Source organism: Sphingobium sp. WR1 (assembly GCF_059693745.1).
Genome location: NZ_JCATID010000004.1, coordinates 145,285 through 165,150, shown reverse-complemented (window position 1 = coordinate 165,150; position 19,866 = coordinate 145,285). Strand labels below are relative to the sequence as shown.

At 62.2% G+C, this 19,866-nt stretch carries 13 protein-coding genes and 2 pseudogenes; 10 read left to right on the top strand and 5 right to left on the bottom strand.

Translation table 11 applies throughout. From position 1 onward, the window contains the following. The first annotated feature begins 20 nt into the window (after positions 1-20). The 6 genes from AC58EF_RS07355 to AC58EF_RS07330 are packed head-to-tail and all read left to right on the top strand — an operon-like array spanning position 21 to position 6,658. Positions 21-2,030, top strand: a complete 2,010-nt coding sequence (locus AC58EF_RS07355; RefSeq protein ID WP_497275666.1) for an alpha-glucosidase — start codon at positions 21-23, stop codon at positions 2,028-2,030. Further along, positions 2,027-3,058: a LacI family DNA-binding transcriptional regulator gene (locus AC58EF_RS07350; protein ID WP_497275664.1), complete on the top strand. Its 1,032-nt coding sequence runs from the start codon at positions 2,027-2,029 to the stop codon at positions 3,056-3,058. Before AC58EF_RS07355 ends, AC58EF_RS07350 begins: the two co-directional genes overlap by 4 nt. Next, on the top strand, positions 3,055-3,963 hold the full coding sequence (locus tag AC58EF_RS07345; RefSeq protein ID WP_497275662.1) for an aldo/keto reductase: 909 nt from the start codon (positions 3,055-3,057) through the stop codon (positions 3,961-3,963). Before AC58EF_RS07350 ends, AC58EF_RS07345 begins: the two co-directional genes overlap by 4 nt. A 5-nt stretch (positions 3,964-3,968) precedes the next feature. Beyond that, complete coding sequence (locus AC58EF_RS07340) at positions 3,969-5,039, top strand: LLM class flavin-dependent oxidoreductase (protein WP_497275847.1); 1,071 nt, start codon at positions 3,969-3,971, stop codon at positions 5,037-5,039. A 29-nt stretch (positions 5,040-5,068) separates the two neighbouring features. Further along, positions 5,069-6,286, top strand: coding sequence for a molybdopterin-dependent oxidoreductase (locus AC58EF_RS07335; protein WP_497275661.1), 1,218 nt, complete (start codon positions 5,069-5,071; stop codon positions 6,284-6,286). Between the two features lie 3 nt (positions 6,287-6,289). Continuing rightward, entirely contained in the window at positions 6,290-6,658 is a 369-nt protein-coding gene (locus tag AC58EF_RS07330; RefSeq protein ID WP_497275659.1) for a cytochrome c, read from the top strand. Positions 6,659-6,680: 22 nt separating this feature from the next. Here the strand turns inward: AC58EF_RS07330 and AC58EF_RS07325 are convergent, their stop codons facing one another. From AC58EF_RS07325 to AC58EF_RS07315, 3 genes are all read right to left on the bottom strand, one after another. Then, positions 6,681-9,299 (bottom strand): TonB-dependent receptor, encoded by a 2,619-nt coding sequence (locus AC58EF_RS07325; protein ID WP_497275657.1) that lies wholly within the window; start codon positions 9,297-9,299, stop codon positions 6,681-6,683. 203 nt (positions 9,300-9,502) lie between these two features. Then, on the bottom strand, positions 9,503-10,471 hold the full coding sequence (locus AC58EF_RS07320) for a FecR family protein (protein WP_497275656.1): 969 nt from the start codon (positions 10,469-10,471) through the stop codon (positions 9,503-9,505). Beyond that, positions 10,438-11,016, bottom strand: coding sequence for an RNA polymerase sigma factor (locus tag AC58EF_RS07315; RefSeq protein WP_497275654.1), 579 nt, complete (start codon positions 11,014-11,016; stop codon positions 10,438-10,440). Before AC58EF_RS07315 ends, AC58EF_RS07320 begins: the two co-directional genes overlap by 34 nt. Before the next feature lie 272 nt (positions 11,017-11,288). Between AC58EF_RS07315 and AC58EF_RS07310 the strand changes: the two genes are divergently transcribed. From AC58EF_RS07310 to AC58EF_RS07300, 3 genes are all read left to right on the top strand, one after another. Then, complete coding sequence (locus AC58EF_RS07310; RefSeq protein WP_497275653.1) at positions 11,289-13,769, top strand: TonB-dependent receptor; 2,481 nt, start codon at positions 11,289-11,291, stop codon at positions 13,767-13,769. 2 nt (positions 13,770-13,771) lie between these two features. Beyond that, on the top strand, positions 13,772-15,292 hold the full coding sequence (locus tag AC58EF_RS07305) for a CehA/McbA family metallohydrolase (RefSeq protein ID WP_497275651.1): 1,521 nt from the start codon (positions 13,772-13,774) through the stop codon (positions 15,290-15,292). Positions 15,293-15,435: 143 nt separating this feature from the next. Continuing rightward, a complete protein-coding gene (locus AC58EF_RS07300) occupies positions 15,436-16,101 on the top strand; it encodes an FABP family protein (RefSeq protein ID WP_497275649.1) in 666 nt (221 codons plus the stop codon). A gap of 184 nt (positions 16,102-16,285) precedes the next feature. Here AC58EF_RS07300 and AC58EF_RS07295 read toward each other — a convergent pair. Beyond that, positions 16,286-16,384 (bottom strand): annotated as a pseudogene (locus AC58EF_RS07295) (IS3 family transposase); the annotation flags it as partial. Here AC58EF_RS07295 and AC58EF_RS07290 point away from each other — a divergent pair. Further along, positions 16,376-16,675 (top strand): annotated as a pseudogene (locus AC58EF_RS07290) (integrase core domain-containing protein); the annotation flags it as partial. The pseudogenes AC58EF_RS07295 and AC58EF_RS07290 sit on opposite strands and share 9 nt — an antisense overlap. Before the next feature lie 171 nt (positions 16,676-16,846). Here the strand turns inward: AC58EF_RS07290 and AC58EF_RS07285 are convergent. After that, on the bottom strand, positions 16,847-19,714 hold the full coding sequence (locus AC58EF_RS07285; protein WP_497275647.1) for a TonB-dependent receptor: 2,868 nt from the start codon (positions 19,712-19,714) through the stop codon (positions 16,847-16,849). Positions 19,715-19,866 lie beyond the last annotated feature (152 nt).

Genomic DNA, 19,866 nt, shown 5'->3' with positions numbered 1-19,866 from the left:
AAGCACAGACGGGGCTGGGTGTGGCGCTGATTTTCTCCAGGCATGATGACGGGTTTTCCTGCTGGCTGAACGGGTTGGAGATATTGCGTCATACATCCGGGCGGCCCGCACTGACTATTGCGCGGGGCAGCCCCGACGTCGAAATGGTGCGCGGCAATTTCAGAATAAGTGACACGCCCACCGGCTTTTCTCCTTTGCCGCACGTCGAATTCGAATTGTCCGGCGATGGCGTCATCCTGCGCGCAGACGGGGGCGGCCCACCGGGCGCGCGACTATGGTGTCAGGGCGAGTCGCTGCATGTCGAAGTGCTGCGGCCCGGATTCGACCGCATCTGGATCGACCTGATCGCGCTGCCGGGCGAGCATGTCTGGGGCGGCGGCGAACAGATGAGCTATCTCGACCTGTCGGGCCGCCGCTTTCCGATCTGGACCAGCGAACCGGGCGTCGGACGCGATAAATCGACCGAACTCACGCGCTTGATGGACGAGCAGGGCATGGCCGGCGGAGATTATTGGTGGACCAACTATCCCCAGCCGACCTTTCTGTCATCGCGCCTCTATGCCTGCCATTTGACCAGCACGGGCTATTCGGTGCTGGACTTCACTGACTGCGAACGGCATCGGATCGAAATCTGGGAGGGGAATGCCCAGCTCGATTTTCTGGCTGCATCTGACATCGCTGGACTCGTGGGCCGGCTCAGCCATTATTTCGGACGCCAGCCGGCGCTGCCGGACTGGGCGATAGGCGGTGCCATTGTCGGCCTGAAGGATGGCGACAACAGTTTTGCCCGTCTCGATCGGATCATCGATGCTGGGGCGGCGATAGCGGGCCTGTGGTGTGAGGACTGGATCGGCATCCGGCAGACCAGCTTTGGGCGCCGTCTGTTCTGGAACTGGGCCTGGCAACCCGCCCGCTATTCCGACCTGCCCGGCCGCATCACTTCGCTGGCGGAACGCGGCATTCGCTTCCTTGGCTATGTGAACCCCTATCTGGCGGCGGACGGCGCGCAATTTGAGGAAGCGCGAGCGGGCGGGCATCTGGCGCTGCGGCAGGATAGCGACGAACCCTATCTTGTCGATTTCGGCGAGTTCGATTGCGGCGTCGTCGACTTCACCAATCCCGACAGCCTCGACTGGTTCGCCGAGCGGATCATCGGACGGGAAATGCTCGATTTCGGCCTGTCCGGTTGGATGGCTGATTTCGGCGAATATCTGCCCGTCCACCTGCGCCTCCATGATGGCAGCGATCCGATGTTCGCGCATAATCGCTGGCCAGTGCTGTGGGCGGAGGCGAACGCGAAGGCGGTGGCGTCGCGGGGCAAGACCGGTGAGGCGGTCTTCTTCATGCGGGCCGGCTTTTCTGGCGTGCAGGCGCATTGTCCGCTGCTCTGGGCGGGCGACCAGTCGGTCGACTTCACCCGCCATGACGGCATCAACACGGCGGTCACCGCCGCCCTGTCGGCGGGGCTGGTGGGCAACGCCTATTCGCACAGCGATGTCGGGGGCTATACCAGCCTGCACGGCAATGTTCGGACCATCGACCTGATGCTGCGCTGGTGCGAGCTGGGCGCTTTCTCGCCGGTGATGCGCAGCCACGAGGGCAATCGCCCCGATGACAATATCCAGATCGACAGCACGCCCGAACTGCTCGCTCACTTTGCCGCCATGTCGCGGGTGCACGCTGCGCTCGCGCCCTATGTCCGGCACCTCAGTGACGAGGCGGTCGCCACCGGCCTGCCGGCCCAGCGCCCTCTCTTCCTCCATCATTATGAGGAGGCATTGTTTGGCGTTCAGGACCAGTATCTCTATGGCGCGGACATGCTGGTCGCACCAGTGGTCGAAGCGGACGCGGCCATGCGGTCGGTTATCCTCCCGGGCGACGCGCCCTGGCGGCACTTATGGACCGAGCGGGACTATGCACCTGGCCGCCATGACATAGTAGCCCCCTATGGCCAGCCGCCGGTTTTCTATCGACCCTCCAGCCCCTTCGCTTCATTGTTCGCCTCCTTGCTGGAGGTAGCGAAGAAATGAGTGAGAGATCCAATATCCGCGATGTGTCGGCGCGTGCGGGCGTGTCGGTGAAGACCGTCAGCCGGGTGCTTAACGGCCATCCCTACGTCAGCGACGAAATGCGTGAGCGGGTCGAAAGGGCGATGCAGGAACTGGATTTCCGTCCCAGCATAGCCGCGCGTATCCTGGCGGGCACCAAGTCCGGTCAGATCGCGCTCATCTACGATAATCACAGCCCCTATTATATGAACCAGATTCAGATGGGCTGTTCGGAAGGATGCCAGCCTTCGGGTACGCGCCTGCTGGCCCAGCCGGTCGATGTCACGGACCCTGGCGTCGGAGAGCAGGTGCGGGGTTTGGTGACGGAGACCCATGTCGACGGGGTAATCCTTTCCTCTCCCGTCACCGACTGCGTTCCGGTGCTTCAGGCGCTGGAACGCATGGACATTCCCTTCGTGCGGATTTCCCCCGGCACGAACCATGCCATGACCGCATCGGTCTTCATGGACGACGCGCAGGCTGCCGACGACATGACCACCTACCTCATCAACAAGGGGCACAGGTCGATCGGCTTCATCAAGGGCCATGCCAATCATATGGCATCGGAGGAGCGCCTGTTCGGCTACCGTCGTGCGCTGGATCGCGCCGGCCTGCCTTTCGAGCCTGCGCTGGTCGCGCCGGGCGAGTTTGATTTCGAAAGCGGCGTCACGGCAGCGCACCGTTTTCTGGGCGCATCCAGGCGGCCCACCGCCATTTTCGCCAGCAATGACGACATGGCCGCCGGCGTTCTGTCGGTCGCGCATGATATGGGCATAGCCGTGCCCGAAAGCCTGTCTGTCGTAGGTTTCGACGACACCACATTGGCGCGCATGGTGTGGCCGCAGCTGACCACCATTCATCAGCCGACGCGCGAACTGGCGCTTGCCGCCACCCGCCTGCTGCTGGAAGGCGCGCAGCGGCAGCACCAGCGTCTGCCGCATCAGCTGGTCGAACGAGCCTCCGTCGCCTCCATCCTTCCTCCTTTGCAAGACCGACAGGATCACGAATGACTTTTTTACCTGCCCCTGATGCGCGACGCCCGCTCGGGCAAAGCGATATCACCGTATCTTCGCTCGCCTGGGGCAATTGGCGCCTGTGCGGTGAGGATGTCGACGGTGTGGTCGGCCTGATCCACGCCGCGATCGATGCGGGAATCGACTTCATCGACACGGCGGATATCTACGGACCGGACAATGATGAACCGTTCGGCGCATCCGAAGCGCTGCTTGGCCGGGCGCTGGCACGCGATCCGGGCCTGCGCAACCGGCTGGTGCTGGCGACCAAGGGCGGCATTTCCATGGGCGTCCCCTATGATTCCAGCGCCGCCTATCTGGAGAATGCGATCGACGCGTCGCTGACCCGTTTGGGCGTCGACCATGTGGATTTGTGGCAGATCCACCGCCCGGATATATTGACCCATCCGTCGGAGATCGCTCGCGTGATCGGTGCTGCGCACCAAGCCGGCAAGATCCGCGCCTTCGGTGTATCCAACTTCACTTCGAGCCAGATTGCGACGCTGCAGCAGTTCCTGCCGATGCCGATCATATCGACCCAGCCGGAGCTTTCTCCGCTCCAGCTCGGGCCGATCGACAATGGCGAACTGGATCAGGCGATCGCGATGGACATGGCGGTCATGGCCTGGTCGCCGCTGGGGGGCGGGCGCATCGCTGCGCCCGGTAACCCCCGTGAGGAAGCCGTCGCCGCCGCGCTGGACGCTGTGGCTATTGACCATGGGGTGTCGCGCGCCGCGGCCGCCTATAGTTGGATCATGGCGCATCCCGCGCGCCCCATTCCCATCGTTGGAACACAAAAGGCCGCCCGTATCGTCGAAGCCGCCGATGCGCTCAAGGTCCGCTGGACCCGGGAGCATTGGTACGGGGTGCTGGTCGCGTCAAAAGGAGAGCCCCTGCCATGAATGAAATGACGATCACCAAATCGTGCGAAGTCAGCTGGTTTTCGGCACTATGCGATGATGACTATGAATTTCTGGGGCAGCCTGACCCGATGCTGGCATCCAGCTGGGAGCATTGCCGCAACATCGTCCTTCAGGCGGAAAAGGGTGGTTTCGACAATATCCTGCTGCCTTCGGGCTATAGCCTGGGTATCGACACGACCATCTTCGCCGGGGCCATTGCGCCGTTGGTCCAGAAGATGCGCTTGCTGTGGGCCGTGCGCATGGGTGAGGACTGGCCGCCGCAACTGGCGCGCCGCATCGCGACGCTTGACCGCATCCTGGGCGGCCGGCTGACCGTCAACATCATCTCGTCGGACCTGCCGGGCCACAAGATGGAGAGCAAGCCGCGCTACCAACGCACACTCGAAATCATGCAGATATTGAAGATCATGCTATCGGGCGAGCATCTGACCTATAAGGGTGAATTCTACGATCTGGACCTGGCGCCCGCGCGGATCAGCACGGTTTCGGGCAAATGCCCGCCGCTCTATTTCGGGGGGCTCAGCGAAGATGCACGCGAAGCCGCCGCCCAGGGTTGCGACGTCTATTTGATGTGGCCCGACACGATGGACAAGGTGAAGGACATCATCGCCGACATGCGCGCGCGCGCCGCCAAACATGGCCGCACACTCAAATTCGGCTATCGCGCCCATGTCATTGTGCGCGAGACAGAGGAAGAAGCGCGCGCCTATGCCGATCGCCTGCTGTCCAAGCTGGATGCGGACACGGGCGAGGCCATCCGCCAGAAGTCGCTCGATACAGCCAGTGTCGGCGTCACTCGCCAGGCTGAACTGCGTGCGGCGGCGAGCGGCGACGGTTTTGTCGAAGATAATCTGTGGACCGGCATCGGCCGGGCACGCTCGGGTTGCGGCGCGGCGATCGTTGGCAATCCCGACCAGGTGCTGGCGAAGCTGCGCGCCTATCAGGACGCCGGCATCGACGCCTTCATCCTTTCGGGCTATCCCCATGCGGCCGAGGCGGACCTGTTCGCTCGCCATGTTCTGCCGCATATCAACCACGCCCCGCTGACGCTGTAAAAGGCGGCGCTTGGCGAAAGGGAGGAGGTATGGAGCGTTTCGATCCGATCCTGGCGCGCATGATGGCGCGGCGCCGGCTACTGGCCGGTGGCATGATGGCGGTGGCCGGCGGTGCCGCATTGGCGGCAAACCGGCTCCTGCCCGGCGGGCGAACCGAGACGCTGCCGCTGTCCAGCGATTATCCCGAAAAGTGGGCCATGCTGGTGCTGCGTAACCGCCCGCCGCTGCTCGAAACGCCGATGGAGGTGTTCGACAAGAGCGTCTTCACGCCCAATGACCGCTTCTTCGTCCGCTGGCACTGGGCCGACATTCCGCTGGATGTCGATGTCGCCCGGTTCCGGCTGGCGATCACGGGCGGGCGGCGGCCGCTTGCCTTTTCCCTGCCAGACCTGCTGAAGCTGCCGCGCATATCCTATGCCGCGGTCAACCAATGTTCGGGCAACAGCCGCGCCCTGTTCGAACCGCGTGTGCCGGGCGCACAGTGGATGCATGGCGCCATGGGTAACGCCCGCTGGGAAGGCGTGGCGCTGCGCACGCTGCTGAATGCCGCCGGCGTCGACGCGGCGCATCGGATCGTGCGCTTCGGTGGGCTGGACAAGCCGCTTACGCAGGTGGATGCATTCGAAAAATCACTGTCGGTCGATCATGCCATGGATGGGGAGGTGATGGTCGCCTTCGCCATGAACGGGGAGCAACTGCCCCTGCTCAACGGCTTTCCCCTGCGGCTGATCGTACCGGGCTGGTATTCGACCTATTGGATCAAGTCGCTCAACCATATCGAGCTGAGCGATGGAGCGGACGAGAATTTCTGGATGGCCAAGGCCTATCAGATTCCCGCCACGCCTCATGCCGATGTGCCGCCAGGAGCCAAGGATTTTCCCAAGGAGCCGATCAGCCGGATGAATCCGCGATCCTGGATCACCAGCGTCGCGCCGGGCGCACGCATCGCCTACCGCCCGCGCCTCGGCGTCGGCGGCATCGCAATGGGCGGCGATCGGGCCGTGCGCAGGGTCGAACTGTCGGCCGACGGAGGACGCAGCTGGCGCGACGCGCAACTGGGACCGAACGAGGGACGCTACAGCTTCCGGCGGTTCGCCACCAGCCTGCCTTTGCACGGCAAGGGCGAACTCATCTTGATGGCGCGGTGCACCAATGATGCAGGCGAGGCACAGCCGGTCGCGCCCAATTGGAACCCCGGCGGCTATATGCGTAACTGCATCGAAGCCTGCCCCGTAACGATTGTCTGAGCCATGCGCCTGTTCACACCCTTCATCCTATTTAGCCTGACCCTTATCAGCGCGTGCAGCGACACCGATCGTGGAGGCGCGAAAGGTTCCCGACAGGCCGCCGTCGTACCGATTGCGGCGCTGCATTCCGACAGCATCACCCTGCCTGACGACAGCGATAGCTTTGGCGACAGCCCGGCCGCCAGTCTGCTTAACGGCAAATGCCTGTCCTGCCATTCGGCGACGATGGTCCGATACCAGCCGCCCCTGACGCGTGAGCAATGGACCGCCATTGTCGAGAAGATGCGCGACACGTTCAAGGCGCCGATGGAGGAGGCGGAAACCCCGGCGATCGTCGACGCACTGGTTGCAATTGCACCGAGCCGACCCTGATTCCCGTCGGGGCTCCCGCATCTCAATAGGAAAAATGAAGTGTGGCGCGAATCGTGCGCCCAAATTCCGGGCGCGCCAGGAAATAGCGAGAGGTCATCCCCCCCGCATCAAAAGACCCCATGCGCGGATTGCCTTCAGTCAGGCCCAGATTGTTCGTAAGGTTCGTGCCGTTGGCGGTCAGCGTAACATGATCGTTAATTCTGGCGGTGATCCGGGCGTTGATCATGGAAAAAGGAGGCAGACGCTGCGAATTGGCGATGTCGGCATAACGCGCGGAATAATGGATGAGGTCGGCGCTGATCCGCAGGCGCCCGGACCACAGATCGACACTGGGGCTGGCGCGCAGAGCGATGCGCGGTACGCGGATCAACCGATTGCCGGTAACGTCATGGGTCACGGGCACCCCGTCGGACACCTCATTGTAGCGGAAATTGCGATAGCGCGAATCCTGTAGCGTCGCCTGCACATCGATGCTGAACGGGCCGGACAGCTTCGCATAAGCCGACATTTCGAGGCCCATGGCTTCGGTATCGGCGATGGATGTCTGGTCAACATAGGTGCTGGTGGCCGGGTCGAACCGATGGTCGGTGAAGGGAAGCCGCGAAAAATGCGTGCTGAATGCGACGGCGGACAAGTTCCAGTGGCGACGCTGCAGGATCAGGCCGGCTTCCGTCATGGTGATGGGGACGATCGCCTCGTCCGTCCGGTCGGGCTCGGCGTAGAATTCCGTCGCGCTCGGCAGTCGGGCGATGCGGGTGAAGCGCAGGAACAGGCCGGTGCCGCGATCGGGATGGAAATTAACGCCCGCGGTCCAGCTGAAGCCCGAGAAATGCCGGTCGACGGGAGAAAACAGACCCGTGCCGGTCAGCACCGCATCGTCGGCCAGGGTGGCCGGATCGCCCAGATCGACCGCTGAGGAGCCCTCCACCCGACCGCCGATATGCGTCTGTTCCCATCGCCCGCCAAGGTCGATGCGCCAATGTTCGCCCAGCTTCCACTCGTCCGCGGCATAGAGCGCCAGATTGGCGGTTTTCAGCGTTACGCCATCGTACAGGGAGCCATATTTGACAAAGCCATTGTCGGTCAGCGACCCGACCCGTTGCCCGCGCGCATCCACCGCCACAACATCCAGTCGTCGTGCCTGTCCGTGCAGGTCGAGCAGGACGGTGCCCATTATGCGATCATACTCCAGCGCGCTGTCGGCATAGGTCAGCCCCACCGCCAGATCCTGCGAACCCCATTGCTGCATTTGCCCGGTCAGGCGGACGTCGCCGATGAATTCGCGCATCGGCAGCCGGACGGAAAGCAGATTGGCGCCCACGACCAGGCCGTTGCCGTTGCTGTCAGGCAGAAGGGGGGCACCGCTGTCGGCATAGCGTATTTCCGTCCCGACGGCCGTGGGAAAGGCGGCCGCCAGCTGGGGCCAGACGCCGGCGGCATAATCGATACCCGATTGCGGACGCCCGACGGGGAACAGGCCGTTGCGCGATGTGATTCCCGTGCGCAGCCGCGCCTTCACGCCCAGCGCTGCATTCGCACCCAATGCGCGCCGGCCCGACAGCGTATAGAAATCCATACGACTATGGGTTCCTTCCGACAGGTCGAAAGTCTGCGGGCCCGACGACGTCTTGAATGTCACATGGAGATTGTCCGGTCCGGCCAGCGTGTCGAACAAGGGGTCGAAGCCGGGAATGGCGCCCACATTCCCCTGATCGTCGAATTGCAGCGGAACCGGGAGGTAGAGGATGACGCGGTCGTTCAGATGTTTGACATTGAACGACAGGCGCGTCGTCCCGTCATCATAATGGAGGCCGGCGCGGAACTGGCCGCCACGATCGGCGGTGTAGCCCGGATCGCGCAAACCGTCGTCGCGGCGATAGAAGCCGCCGATTGAAACGCCCAGTTCCGGCGTCAGCCGCATCCCGGCAAAGCCATCGACACGCTGATAGCCGAAATTGCCGCCGGTCGCCGACAGGGTGAAGCCGGGCTTTTGCAGAGGATCGCGGGTCAGGAAGTCGATGCTCCCGCCCGGCGCATTGGCTGCGAAGATGCCAGAGGGGCCACCGCGCACGGCCTCGACATGATCAATGGTCGCGTCGCTGCGGAATATCTGATCGGTGTTCAGATAACCAAGGCCCCCATCATATTGGACCGGCAGGCCATCTTCCAGCAACGCCACGGACGAATAGCCGTCGGTCGGTATGCCGCGCGCCCGGATATTGTTGCTGGCTTCACCGCCCGTGCTTTCCACCCAGAATCCGGGGATCTGCTTGAACAGGTCGGCGGTCGATGACGGTCCGGCACGGGCCAGCGCCTCGGCGTCGATCCGGGTTATCGCATAACTGAGTTCCGGCGCGCTCAGCGGCGTCTGGAGCGCGCGTCCCGTGACGATGATGTCAGGCGAGGGCGCGGGGCGTGGCTCGGGGGAAGGCGGGGGAGCGGGCGGCGTGGGCCGGGCGCCGCGCCGCACCGGAGTCGGTTGCGGTATCGCCTTCAGCGTGACGATGCCGTCGGCGAAGCGGATGATCCCGAGGCCGCTGCCGCGGAGCAGCCGCTCCAACGCGCGGCGAGGCGTCATCGCACCCTCCAGCGACGGACTGCGCCGCGCGGCGGCAAAGGCATAGGGGTAGAGGATCTGCATACCTGTCTGGCGCGCAAACTGGTCGAGTGCGCTGGCGAGACTTTGGGCAGGAATGTGAAAATGAGAGGGCAATGAGGTTGATGCCGCCGCCCCCGTTGGCGCAGCCGCCAGCAACGTCAGGAGGAAGCAAAGGCGGCGAGTCGGAGGCATCCCGCTCCAGTGGCGCTCCTACGCGACAGCTTTGTGTCAGGCTCTGGAAGCGTTCAAGTGCCGCGCGATGGGAACAGCAAGATTGTCTCGCCTTGCTGGCGATGGGCAATGCCGAAGCCGTCCTCAAGCGCGACGAGAAAGGCTTCGGGATCGGTGGTATGAAAAGTGCCACCCAATCGTGTCGCGCCAAGCGCCGGGTCCTGCACGACCAGCTTGACCTTGAGATAGCGATTATATTCGGCAATCGCCTGATTGAGCGTCATGCCGCGGAACAGGATCTCACCGCGTTCCCACGCGATTGCGTCCGACAGGGCCTCCGCTGAAAGCTGGTCGACATGCACATCGCCATGGCTGACGCTGAGCAGGCTGCCGGCATCGAGCGTTCGGCTTTGGGTGTTGCGGTAGATGGCGGCCGCGCGCCCCGCCAGGACCAGCAGACGCGCTTCGCTCGGGTCGATCCGCAGGCTGAACTTACCCGCGCTCAGCCGCCCGTCGATGGGATCGCTATAGAGCCGGAACGGCTGGCCGCCCTCCTTCACCAAGAGGGTCGCTTCCCCCCGTTCGACCCAGAAATCGCGCCCGTCGCCATGGAACCGCCATGCCACGCGCGTATCGGTGTTGAGCATGGCCTGGCTGCCGTCCTGAAGGCTCAGGATACGCCGTTCCCCTACGGTCGTTTCGGCATAGGCGCGACGCGGCCAGGCGATGAAGGCGCCCGCCCCGGCAAGCCCCAGCAGGCCGGCAAGTCCCCCTGCAACCGCACGACGCGAAACCATGGCGCGGGAGGCTGGGGTGCTGATTTCCTCATCCTGCGATACGGATGTGTCCAGCATGGCGGACAGGCGCTGGTCCGCCGTCCGCTTCCATGTCGCCGCCACCTGCGCAAAGGCCGAGGCATGACGCGGGTCGGCATTGCGCCACCTTTCGAACGCATCGGCGTCGGCGGAACCATTGTCGAGCGCCACCAGCCATTCAATGGCCTGATTGCTCAGACTTGTTCCAACCTTTCCCTGCTCTCGCATTGAGATGCCTGCTCCGCCTTCACCGATCCATCCAGTCGATTCCGCCGCTCTATCAACAGGCGAAGGGCTCTGACCAGATGCGTTTCCACGGTGGAGACGGAAATATTCATTCTCTCCGCTACAAGCGCGGGAGGAAGTCCCTCAATTCTCCGCAGATGCAGCGCCTCGCGCATACGGGGCGGCATCTCCTGCATGACGCGGACGATATGGCGCAATTCCGATCGGTCTATCGCGATCACATCGGGCGTAGGGTCCTGATCGGCGATCTCCAGCGATGTCAGCATCGCCCCCTGATCGAGCCGCACCACGTCCGCGCGGCGGAAGCGTTCGATGGCCAGATTGCGGATGATGCGCATGGTGAAGGCATGGGGATTGGCTATTCCGGCCCAATCCTCCAGCGCGAACAGCCGGGCATAAGCTTCCTGGACCAGTTCCTCCGCCTCGTCCTGTTGCCGCACGAGACTCAAGGCATAACGGCGATGTTCCTGATGGAAGACAAAGACATGGTCCGCAAACCAGATGTCGATGTCGCGAAGCATGGGCATGTCTCGTTACGCTCCATCGGAATCGGCAGATGGTCCGTGCCCTAGGGCGCGGTTGTTACAGTCGGTTGACAGTGAAGCGGACAGGCGCGGTTCGACGCTTGTGAAAAATATTTTCGTTTCGAGTAGCGGCGCCGTCCGCTTTCACCGTCTGCGCCTCGACAGTTCAACGCATGGCCATCCGCCCATGCCGGTCGCGCAACCGCGCTTCCGGCAACGGGGTCGGCTGCGCCTGCGCCAGAGCTTTCGGGAACGGAATAAAGGGGACACCGACCATGAAATCCTTGCTGACTACTGCATCGCTCGTTGCGATCCTGTGCGCGGGCGCCATGCCTGCGCTGGCCCAGGAACAAAAGCCCGCCGACAATGGCGTCGATACGCAGGGCGGCAATTTCAACGACATCATCGTCACCGGCCGCGCCGGCACCAAGGTGCGGACCAAGGCGGAAACCAGCTATTCGGTCACCAACATTTCCGAGGAAAATCTGCGCCTCCAGGCGCCCACCAGCGTGACCGAAGCGCTGAAGTCGGTTCCCGGCTTCTGGGTCGAGGCGTCAGGCGGGGAGGCGAGCGGCAATGTGCGCGCCCGCGGCGTGCCGGTCGACGGCTTCGGCTCGGTCCAGCTTCTGGAGGACGGCATCCCGGTCCAGCATGATCCGGCGCTCGGTTATCTGAACGCCGACCAGGCCTTCCGCATCGACGAGACGATCGAGCGGATCGAGGTGGTGCGCGGCGGTCCGGCCTCGCTCTTCTATTCCAACGCGCCGGCCGGCGCGATCAACTTCATTCCGCGCAAGGTCGGCGATCAGGCGGAAGGCCTTATCAAGATGACGCTGGGCGCCGACAGCCTCTACCGCACCGATTTCTGGATCGGTGCGCCGGTGGGCGACTGGAAGGTCGCGGTCGGCGGCTTCTATCGGTCCGAAGGCGGCGTGCGCGATCCCGGCTTTACAGCCAACAAGGGCGGCCAGATCCGCGCCACCATTTCGCGCGAGTGGGAAAATGCGAAGTTCAGCGTCGATGTGAAGCGCGTGGACGACCGGGTCGCCTTCTACACCGGCATCCCCATGCGCACCTATTCCGACGGTGAAATCCGCGCAGTGCCAGGTTTCAACGGCCACAGCGGCACGGTCGCCGGCCCCGAAACCGCGCATATCAAGATGGTGCAGGGCGATGGCAGCATCTATGATTTCGACAATACGGTTGGAACGCAGGTCAAGCGGACGCAGATCACCACCAATTTCGAGATCGAGCCGGTCGACGGCTGGAAGATCAGTAACACCTCGCGCTACAATGACACGACGACGCGGCGCAACGGCGTCTATCCCAACAGTCTGCAAAGCGCGACCAGCCTGCTGACCGCCAATGCGGGTCTCCTGTCGCAGGCGCCGGGCGCAACCGCGCTGCAACTGCGCTATACGACCAGCGGCGAAATCTACGATACCGCCAATCAGAACGGCAACGGCCTCGTCATCAATGGCGGTCTGCGCGGCATCACCATGCCGGTGAAGGAATTCATGAGCGACACCCATATCGCTCATCGCTTCGAGATGGGATCGACCACCCACGACGTCACCTTCGGCTATTATTTCGCAACAATCGATCAATATTTCAGCCGCTATTCCTCCACCGCGCTGCTCGACGTGCAGGACAATGCCCGGTTGCTCAGCCTGGTCGCGGTCGACGCGGCGGGCAATGTTGTGCGCAGCTTCTCCGACACCAACGGCATCTACAAATATGGCTATGAGTGGGAGGACGCCCATGGCGAGCAGACCACCCACGCCCTCTATCTGGCCGACGAATGGCAGATCACGCCGAAATTCCGCCTGGACGGCGGCGTCCGGTGGGAAAGCATGAATGCGCGTGGTTCGGTGGCGCTGAAAAAGACCGTCAATCTGGGCACGCCCTCGACCTCGTCGATCATCACGGGCAGCGGCCTTTCCGCCAATTATGACGAGACGTTTAACCATGCGACCGTGACGGCGGGCATGAACTATCAGTTCAACGCGCGCGCTGGAATGTTCGCCCGCTACACCTATGCCAACCGTATGCCCAGCCTTGGCAGCTTCATCACCAGCCCAACGGCCAAACCGATCACCCAGACGATGGATCTGGGCGAAGTGGGCTTCAAATATAACAGTCCGCTGTTCGACGTGTACGCCACCGGATTCTGGACCAAATATAATAATGTCTCCTTCACCAACTATCGCTTCGACCTGAACACGGGCGCTTCCAGGACCGAGGCGCTGTTCGCGGACACGCAGACCTTCGGTCTGGAACTGGAGGGCACGGTGCGGCCGGCGCGCTTCTTCGATGTGTCGGCAACACTCACCCTGCAGGATCCGAAATATAAGGGGCTGGTCTATACCGACTCGCAGCAGCGCGTGAACGATTATGACGGCAACCGCCTGATCCGCATCCCCAAGGTCAGCCTGCGCGTCGTGCCGGGCGTCAACCTGCTGGACGATCGCCTGCGTATCCAGGCGGCCTATGAATATCAGGGCCCACGCTATGTCGACACCGCCAACTCGGTGCGCCTGCCCGGCTATTCGGCCATTAACCTCAGCGCCCGCGCGCAGGTGACGGACCGCCTGTCGCTCTATGGCTATGTCGACAATCTCACCAACTCGCTGGGCCTGACCGAAGGTAATCCGCGTGCCGGTGAAGTGCAGAATGCAGATGCGGGGGCCAACACCTTCATTGCGCGTCCGCTGATCGGCCGGAATTTCCGTGCCGCCCTCATGTACAAGTTCTGACCATGGGGAAGGGGATCGCATCCGCCGCCTTCGTCGGCCTCGTCCTGACGCTGTCCTTTCCCGCATGGGGGCGGCCAGCCGAGCCGGCCCCCTCCACCGCGGGTCAGGAAGCGGTCCCCTATCGCACGATCACCGGCACGATCGGTCGTGCCGATTACGAACATTATCGACAGGTTCCTTTCGACTTGCCCGAAGGCGTCGCGCGCGTCACCATCCGGTTCCGCTATGGTGGCAAGGAGCAGAAATCAGTCATCGACCTCGGCCTTGCCGACCCGGAGCGTTTCCGGGGCTGGAGCGGCGGCACGCGCGATCATATGACGCTCAGCCTGGAGGAGGCGACGCCGGGCTATCTGCCCGGCCCGCTGCCGGCCGGACGCTGGAACATCATATTGGGCGTCCCCAATATCCGCGAGGGCGTGGAGGCGCCGTTCGAGGCTCGCATCTTCATCGACCGCGCGCCGACCTTTACCGCCTTCGAGGAAGCGCCGCTCAACCCCGCGCCGGGATGGTATCGCGGCGACCTGCACATGCACAGTGGCAACAGCGACGGCAAATGCCTCTCCCAAAAGGGAGAGAAGGTGCCATGCCCGGTCTATCGAACCGTCGAGGCAGCGGCGGCACGGGGTCTAGATTTCATCTCTCTCACCGATCATAATACGACAGCGCATTTTGCCGCCCTGCGCGAATTGCAGGGTTCGTTCGACAAGATGCTGCTGCTCCCGGGGCGGGAGGTGACGACCTTTTTCGGCCATAGCAATGTTTTTGGCTCTACCGGCTTTCTGGATTTCCGCACCATTGCGCCCACCTATGCCGAGGCGGCGAAGTGGATGGACGCGGTAAAGGAACAGGGCGGCATCGTGTCGCTTAATCATGCCGGCGCGCCGTCGGGCGAAATCTGCATGGGCTGTGGCTGGCGCATCGCCGACCTTCCTCCCGGCGCGGTGCAGGCGGTCGAGGTGGTGAACGGCGGCACCATGGCGGAGACCGGCTCGGCGGAAAGCCCCTTGCAGGGTCTGGGCCTTTGGCGTCGGCTGCTCGATAACGGACAGCATGTCACCGCCATCGGCGGCAGCGACAACCACAATGCGGACATTCCCGCCGACAAGCCGGGCGCCATCGGCACGCCGACGACGGTCGTCTATATGCAAGACCTGTCGACACGGGGCTTCCTGGACGGGGTTCGGGCGGGCAGGGCGTTCGTGGATGTCGAGGGGACGCATGATCGCATTCTCGACCTTCGGGCCGAAAGCGAGGGTGCCAGGGTCGTCATGGGCGGTACATTATCCGCCGGCAAGGGCGCGAAGGTCAGGCTCATCATCTCGGTCGAGGGGGTGACGGCGGGGAATATCGACCTGCTCATCGACGGACGGAAATATCGTCTTCCGATCGGAAAAGCTTCTATCGACAATAGGTTCGACTGGGTTTCGGACGGCGCGCGCCATTGGATCAGCGCGGATGTGCGTGGAAGTGACGGCCGTCTGCTGCTGATCGGTAATCCCATCTATGTAAATTCCGTGAATTGAGATCATGGGACTTAGCAGCCATTTCCGTGCCAACCGTTGAACGCCTGGGAAGGATCGGTTGTTGGTGGGCAGGGAATGGCGTTGGGTAAATCGTTGGATGGCCCTATGCTGTGCGAAAGGACCGCACTGCTTAGGGGAAAGAAATGAACCCGTTTCCGCATGACATCTTCACCGAGCCGACCAATGTCGATCCTGACACGCTGGCAAATCTGGGCCCGCTGGCTCGGCTTGCCGGTCGATGGGAAGCGCATAAGGGCGTGGATATCAACCCTAAGGCCGATGCGCCCGAGCGGCGCGTCTTCATCGAGCGCGCCTCGTTCGACGCCATCGATCCGCAGACCAATGGGCCTCAACTTTTCTATGGATTGCGCTATCACACGCACATCACGACCAAGGAAGAGGATATCACCTTCCACGACCAGATCGGATACTGGCTCTGGGAACCGGCGACCGGATTAATTCTTCAGACGCTCGCGATCCCCCGCGGGCAGGTCGCGCTGGCCGCAGGCCATGCGCAGCCAGGGGATGACAGGCTCTCGCTGCGGGCCACGCGCGGGCAGACCCAGGATGGCATCTGCTCGACGGCTTTCCTCGAATATGGCTTTCGTACGGACAGTTATCAGATCGACATATGTTTCGATGGCGATGATGCCTGGAGCTATGACGTGCGTACCACGCTGGTGGTGCACGGCCGACCTGCACCGTTCGACCATCATGACAAAAATACCCTCAGGCGCGTCGCATTCGGCAAGCCCAATCCCCTCAAACACATATTGGACCTGCGCGCGAAAAAGGCCTCAGGCGATTAAAGCCGACCGTTACGTTCCCTTGGCTGTTTGCCTATGGGAGATAGGAGATAGATGTTTTCTGTGATCGGCCCCCAGTGAGTGGTCCGTGTCGATTATTAGTGCATTGTTGCCTCCGTTGCCATTGCCGCCTGGAGGTGGAGCGAAGCGGAACCGGAGGGCGGCAATGGCGGCGAAGCCGTTTCCGGCGCTCGACCCGCTTGCGGTTGACCGTCCAGCCCGCATCGCGCAGCAACGCCGTCACCCGGCGATAGCCGTAGCAACCATATTGTCGTGCCAATATGTCTCTATCAGATACTCGGAGCGCCTCGCTGAAGCAGGCATCGAGCCCTCAGTCGGGAGTGTCGGTGACAGCTATGACTGTGCTTTGGCCGAAACCATAAACGGCCTTTACAAGGCCGAGGTTATCCACCGGCGAGCGCCATGGCGATCCTTTGAAGCCGTGGAATATGCCACGCTCGAATGGGTGGACCGGTTCAACAACAGGTGCTTGCTGGAACCCATCGGCAATATCCCACCCGCCGAGGCTGAAGAGCAATATTATGCCATGCTGGACGATGTCTCCATGGCTGCGTAACTTAAACCAAATAGCCTCCGGCAAACCCGGGGCGGTTCACAGCGCCGGAGATAGACCATCTTTCGTTGATCTTCACGCATGTCTCATCAAGGTGCCAGCGCCGATAGGTAACCCCGATCCGCTGCCGCTGGATTCTGCAGCAGACAGCGGACCGGACCTGTTCCGCCAGAGCTAGAATTTGGCGCGTACACCAAAATTATAGCGGGCGCCTGTATCCTGGAGCAGCAGGAAGCGGCTCTTCACCGCCGACCATTCGTCCACATATTCGTTAGTGACGTTGACGCCCTGAACATAGACCTGGAAATTGGACGTCAGGTCATAGGAAAGGTTGAAGTCCAGCTGGCCATAGGACGATCGGTTGCGCGGACGTGACTGGCTGTCGCGGCAGTTGCGAAGATAATCGGAGCGCCAGTTGTAGGACACGCGTGCAGACAAGCCATATTTTTCGAAGAAGAGGCTACCGTTCGCCGAGTGGGGTGACAGGCCGTTATAGCCGCATCCGTAATCCTCCAGCGTCTGGTCGCGCTTGGCCGAACTCGACACATAGGTGTAGTTGCCCGTGACGCCGAAACCCGATGCAAAACCGCCCAGTGCATCGAACGAATATTGGCCGCCGATTTCCACGCCCTTGATCGTGCCCGTCTGGCCATTGCGGGTGCGGGTGTCCTGGAAGGTGCGACCGAACTGCTGAACGGGCAGCGTCTGGAGTTCGAGAAAGTCGGACAGGTCTTTGTAGAAGCCGCCGATGCTGAGATAGCTGACACGCGAGATATACCATTCAAGCGCGAGGTCATAGTTGGTCGACCGGAACGGCCGCAGGTTGGGATTGCCGCCAGAGGAAGTCGGAATGGAAATACGGCCGCCGAAGTTGTTGTTGACGCCAAGGTCAGTCAGCGTCGGGCGGGTGATCGACTGAGAGAAGGCGGCGCGCGCGATCAGATTGTCGGTGAGATTATATTTGATGTTCGCCGATGGCAGCGCATTGACATAGCTGTTGCGCACCGCGATCGCGGTCGCGGGGCCATAGGTATATTGTAGCGTGTCGTCGCCCGGCGTGGCGGTGATGCTGGTAACAGGAGTGTCGAAGCCGGAGGAGAGAACATCGGTCTTGATGACGCGCACGCCAACATTGCCGTTCCAGGCCGATCCGCCAAACTCCATACTGATATAGCCCGCCGTGAGCCGTTCGCGGACGTTGACCGTGCCTCGCAGCTGTTCGCGGACACCGAAGGGGCCCCCGTCCAGCGCCAGCGCCGCCTGTGCAAATGCAGCCTGTTGTGCGGGCGTACGGCCGTTCGACGGGATGGACAGCGTCGCGGGATCGTTGAGATAGGCAAGGAAGGCTTCGGGGTCGAACTGGAACACGGTCGGCGGAATGTTGCGATCGCCGCCGAGCAGGTTGCTCCAATCATAGGGCTCCAACAGGCCCGATGCGATCGGCACCTGATAGCCGCAATAGGTGCAGCTGGAATCGCTGTTGTTGAAGGAGCGGTTGATCTTGCGCCGCTGGGTATAGGACAGGCCGATCTTGACCGACTTCAGGATCGAATCCTGGATGTCCCATTTGGTGTCGAGATGGAATTCCGACCCGCGATCGCGCGAGCGGTTATTGTCGATCCCCATATAGTGAAGGCGCTGGAAATTGGGATCGTTGATGATGCCATTGTCATAGGTGACGGTGGGCAGGTCGCCGCCGTCGTTCAGATTGAACTGATAGGTGTAGGGCAGCAGGCCGCCGATCACGAGATACTGGTTGGGCGACTTGCGGTTCGCTCCCGTCATCGACGCGTCGAACATGACTTGGATATCGTCTGTGGGGTTCCACTTGATGTTACCGCCGATCTGATAGCTGTCGGACAGGCGGTTGGTGGTGTTGTAGACATGATCGATCTTGGCATTTATCCCATTGTTGGTGAGCAGCGGACCATATTCCGCCGCGAATTGCGGGTTCTGCGCCAGGAAGTCGGCACCCAGCATGCTGAGGCTGGTCATGGTGCCGTTTTCATCGAAGGTCGGCTGATAATAGGGTGCCGCCATGAAGTTATCCATTTTGCGGACGACGCCGCGGACGTTGAACTTTGAATAAATGCCGTCGATCGTGATTTCAAGCGTATCGGACGGGCGATATTGCACCGTACCCGATAGGTTGATGCGCTCGCGCTCCTCCTGCGCGCGCTGATAGTAGAGGCTCTGGGGCACGTTGACGTTGCCCGACACCGGATAGCGAGGATCAGAGCCTGTGATGAGCGTCGGCACGCCGTTCACGTTCTGGACGATATCGGGCCGTCCATTGATCCAGCCGTCGATCGCGATGGTGTCGGCTTGGCTCTTGCGCTTGGTATAGGAGCCCGCCAGCACTATGCCCAACGTCTTGTCCGGATTGGTCCACGACACGTTCGCAGCGAAATCGGGCGATGCCTTTTCCCGCAGCGTGTCGTAGATGGCGCCAAGCTGCGCCGTCGCATGAAGACCGTCGCGTCCTTCGAGCGGACGGGCAGTGACGATGTTCACCGTCGCGCCGATACCGCCTTCCTGCAGTTCGGGCACCGGTGACTTGTAGATGTCGGTACGCTGGATCATGTTGGACGAAAGGACGTCGAACGAAAATTCGCGCCCCGTATTGTCCGTCGCCATGACGCGGCCATTGACGAGGACGGTGTTGAATTCGGGGCCGAGGCCGCGAACGGTGATGAACTGGCCTTCACCGCCCGAACGGTCAATGGCAACGCCGGTGATGCGCTGAAGCGATTCCGCGATGTTCGCGTCGGGGAATTTGCCGACTTCGACGGCGCTGATCGAATCCACGATCTGGTTGGCGTCACGCTTAGTCTGCGCGGAGGAACTGAGGCTGGCCCGAATGCCAGTAACGACGATATCCGCAGAGCTTGCGTCGGAGTTGCCGCGCGCCGTGCTCAGAGTGTCCGTTGCAGCGCCTGTCGACGGGTTTTGAAGGACTTCGGCGGCCGCGCCCTGCGCGGCGGCCAAGGAAGGTATTGAGCAGCCAGCACCCAATGCGGCCAGAATCCACCACTGCCTCATATCTCTCTCCCAACTAAATTATCGTCGTTACCGAGCAAGAATAGCGGTGCGCCTCATGAGTTTGATTTACCGCTAAACCAACTCAAGCAGATTGAGCTCTGCTGTAGAGTTGCGTTCAATGACAATGCGACGAACAAGCGCTGGTGTGCGAT

Excerpts from the sequence above, each read along its gene's own strand:
- AC58EF_RS07340 (WP_497275847.1), top strand. The coding sequence starts at position 3,969 with ATGACGATCACCAAATCGTGCGAAGTCAGCTGGTTTTCGGCACTATGC.
- AC58EF_RS07335 (WP_497275661.1), top strand. The coding sequence starts at position 5,069 with ATGGAGCGTTTCGATCCGATCCTGGCGCGCATGATGGCGCGGCGCCGG.
- AC58EF_RS07285 (WP_497275647.1), bottom strand. The coding sequence starts at position 19,714 with ATGAGGCAGTGGTGGATTCTGGCCGCATTGGGTGCTGGCTGCTCAATA.
- AC58EF_RS07320 (WP_497275656.1), bottom strand. The coding sequence starts at position 10,471 with ATGCGAGAGCAGGGAAAGGTTGGAACAAGTCTGAGCAATCAGGCCATT.
- AC58EF_RS07345 (WP_497275662.1), top strand. The coding sequence starts at position 3,055 with ATGACTTTTTTACCTGCCCCTGATGCGCGACGCCCGCTCGGGCAAAGC.
- AC58EF_RS07300 (WP_497275649.1), top strand. The coding sequence starts at position 15,436 with ATGAACCCGTTTCCGCATGACATCTTCACCGAGCCGACCAATGTCGAT.
- AC58EF_RS07310 (WP_497275653.1), top strand. The coding sequence starts at position 11,289 with ATGAAATCCTTGCTGACTACTGCATCGCTCGTTGCGATCCTGTGCGCG.
- AC58EF_RS07350 (WP_497275664.1), top strand. The coding sequence starts at position 2,027 with ATGAGTGAGAGATCCAATATCCGCGATGTGTCGGCGCGTGCGGGCGTG.
- AC58EF_RS07315 (WP_497275654.1), bottom strand. The coding sequence starts at position 11,016 with ATGCCCATGCTTCGCGACATCGACATCTGGTTTGCGGACCATGTCTTT.
- AC58EF_RS07325 (WP_497275657.1), bottom strand. The coding sequence starts at position 9,299 with ATGCAGATCCTCTACCCCTATGCCTTTGCCGCCGCGCGGCGCAGTCCG.
- AC58EF_RS07305 (WP_497275651.1), top strand. The coding sequence starts at position 13,772 with ATGGGGAAGGGGATCGCATCCGCCGCCTTCGTCGGCCTCGTCCTGACG.
- AC58EF_RS07330 (WP_497275659.1), top strand. The coding sequence starts at position 6,290 with ATGCGCCTGTTCACACCCTTCATCCTATTTAGCCTGACCCTTATCAGC.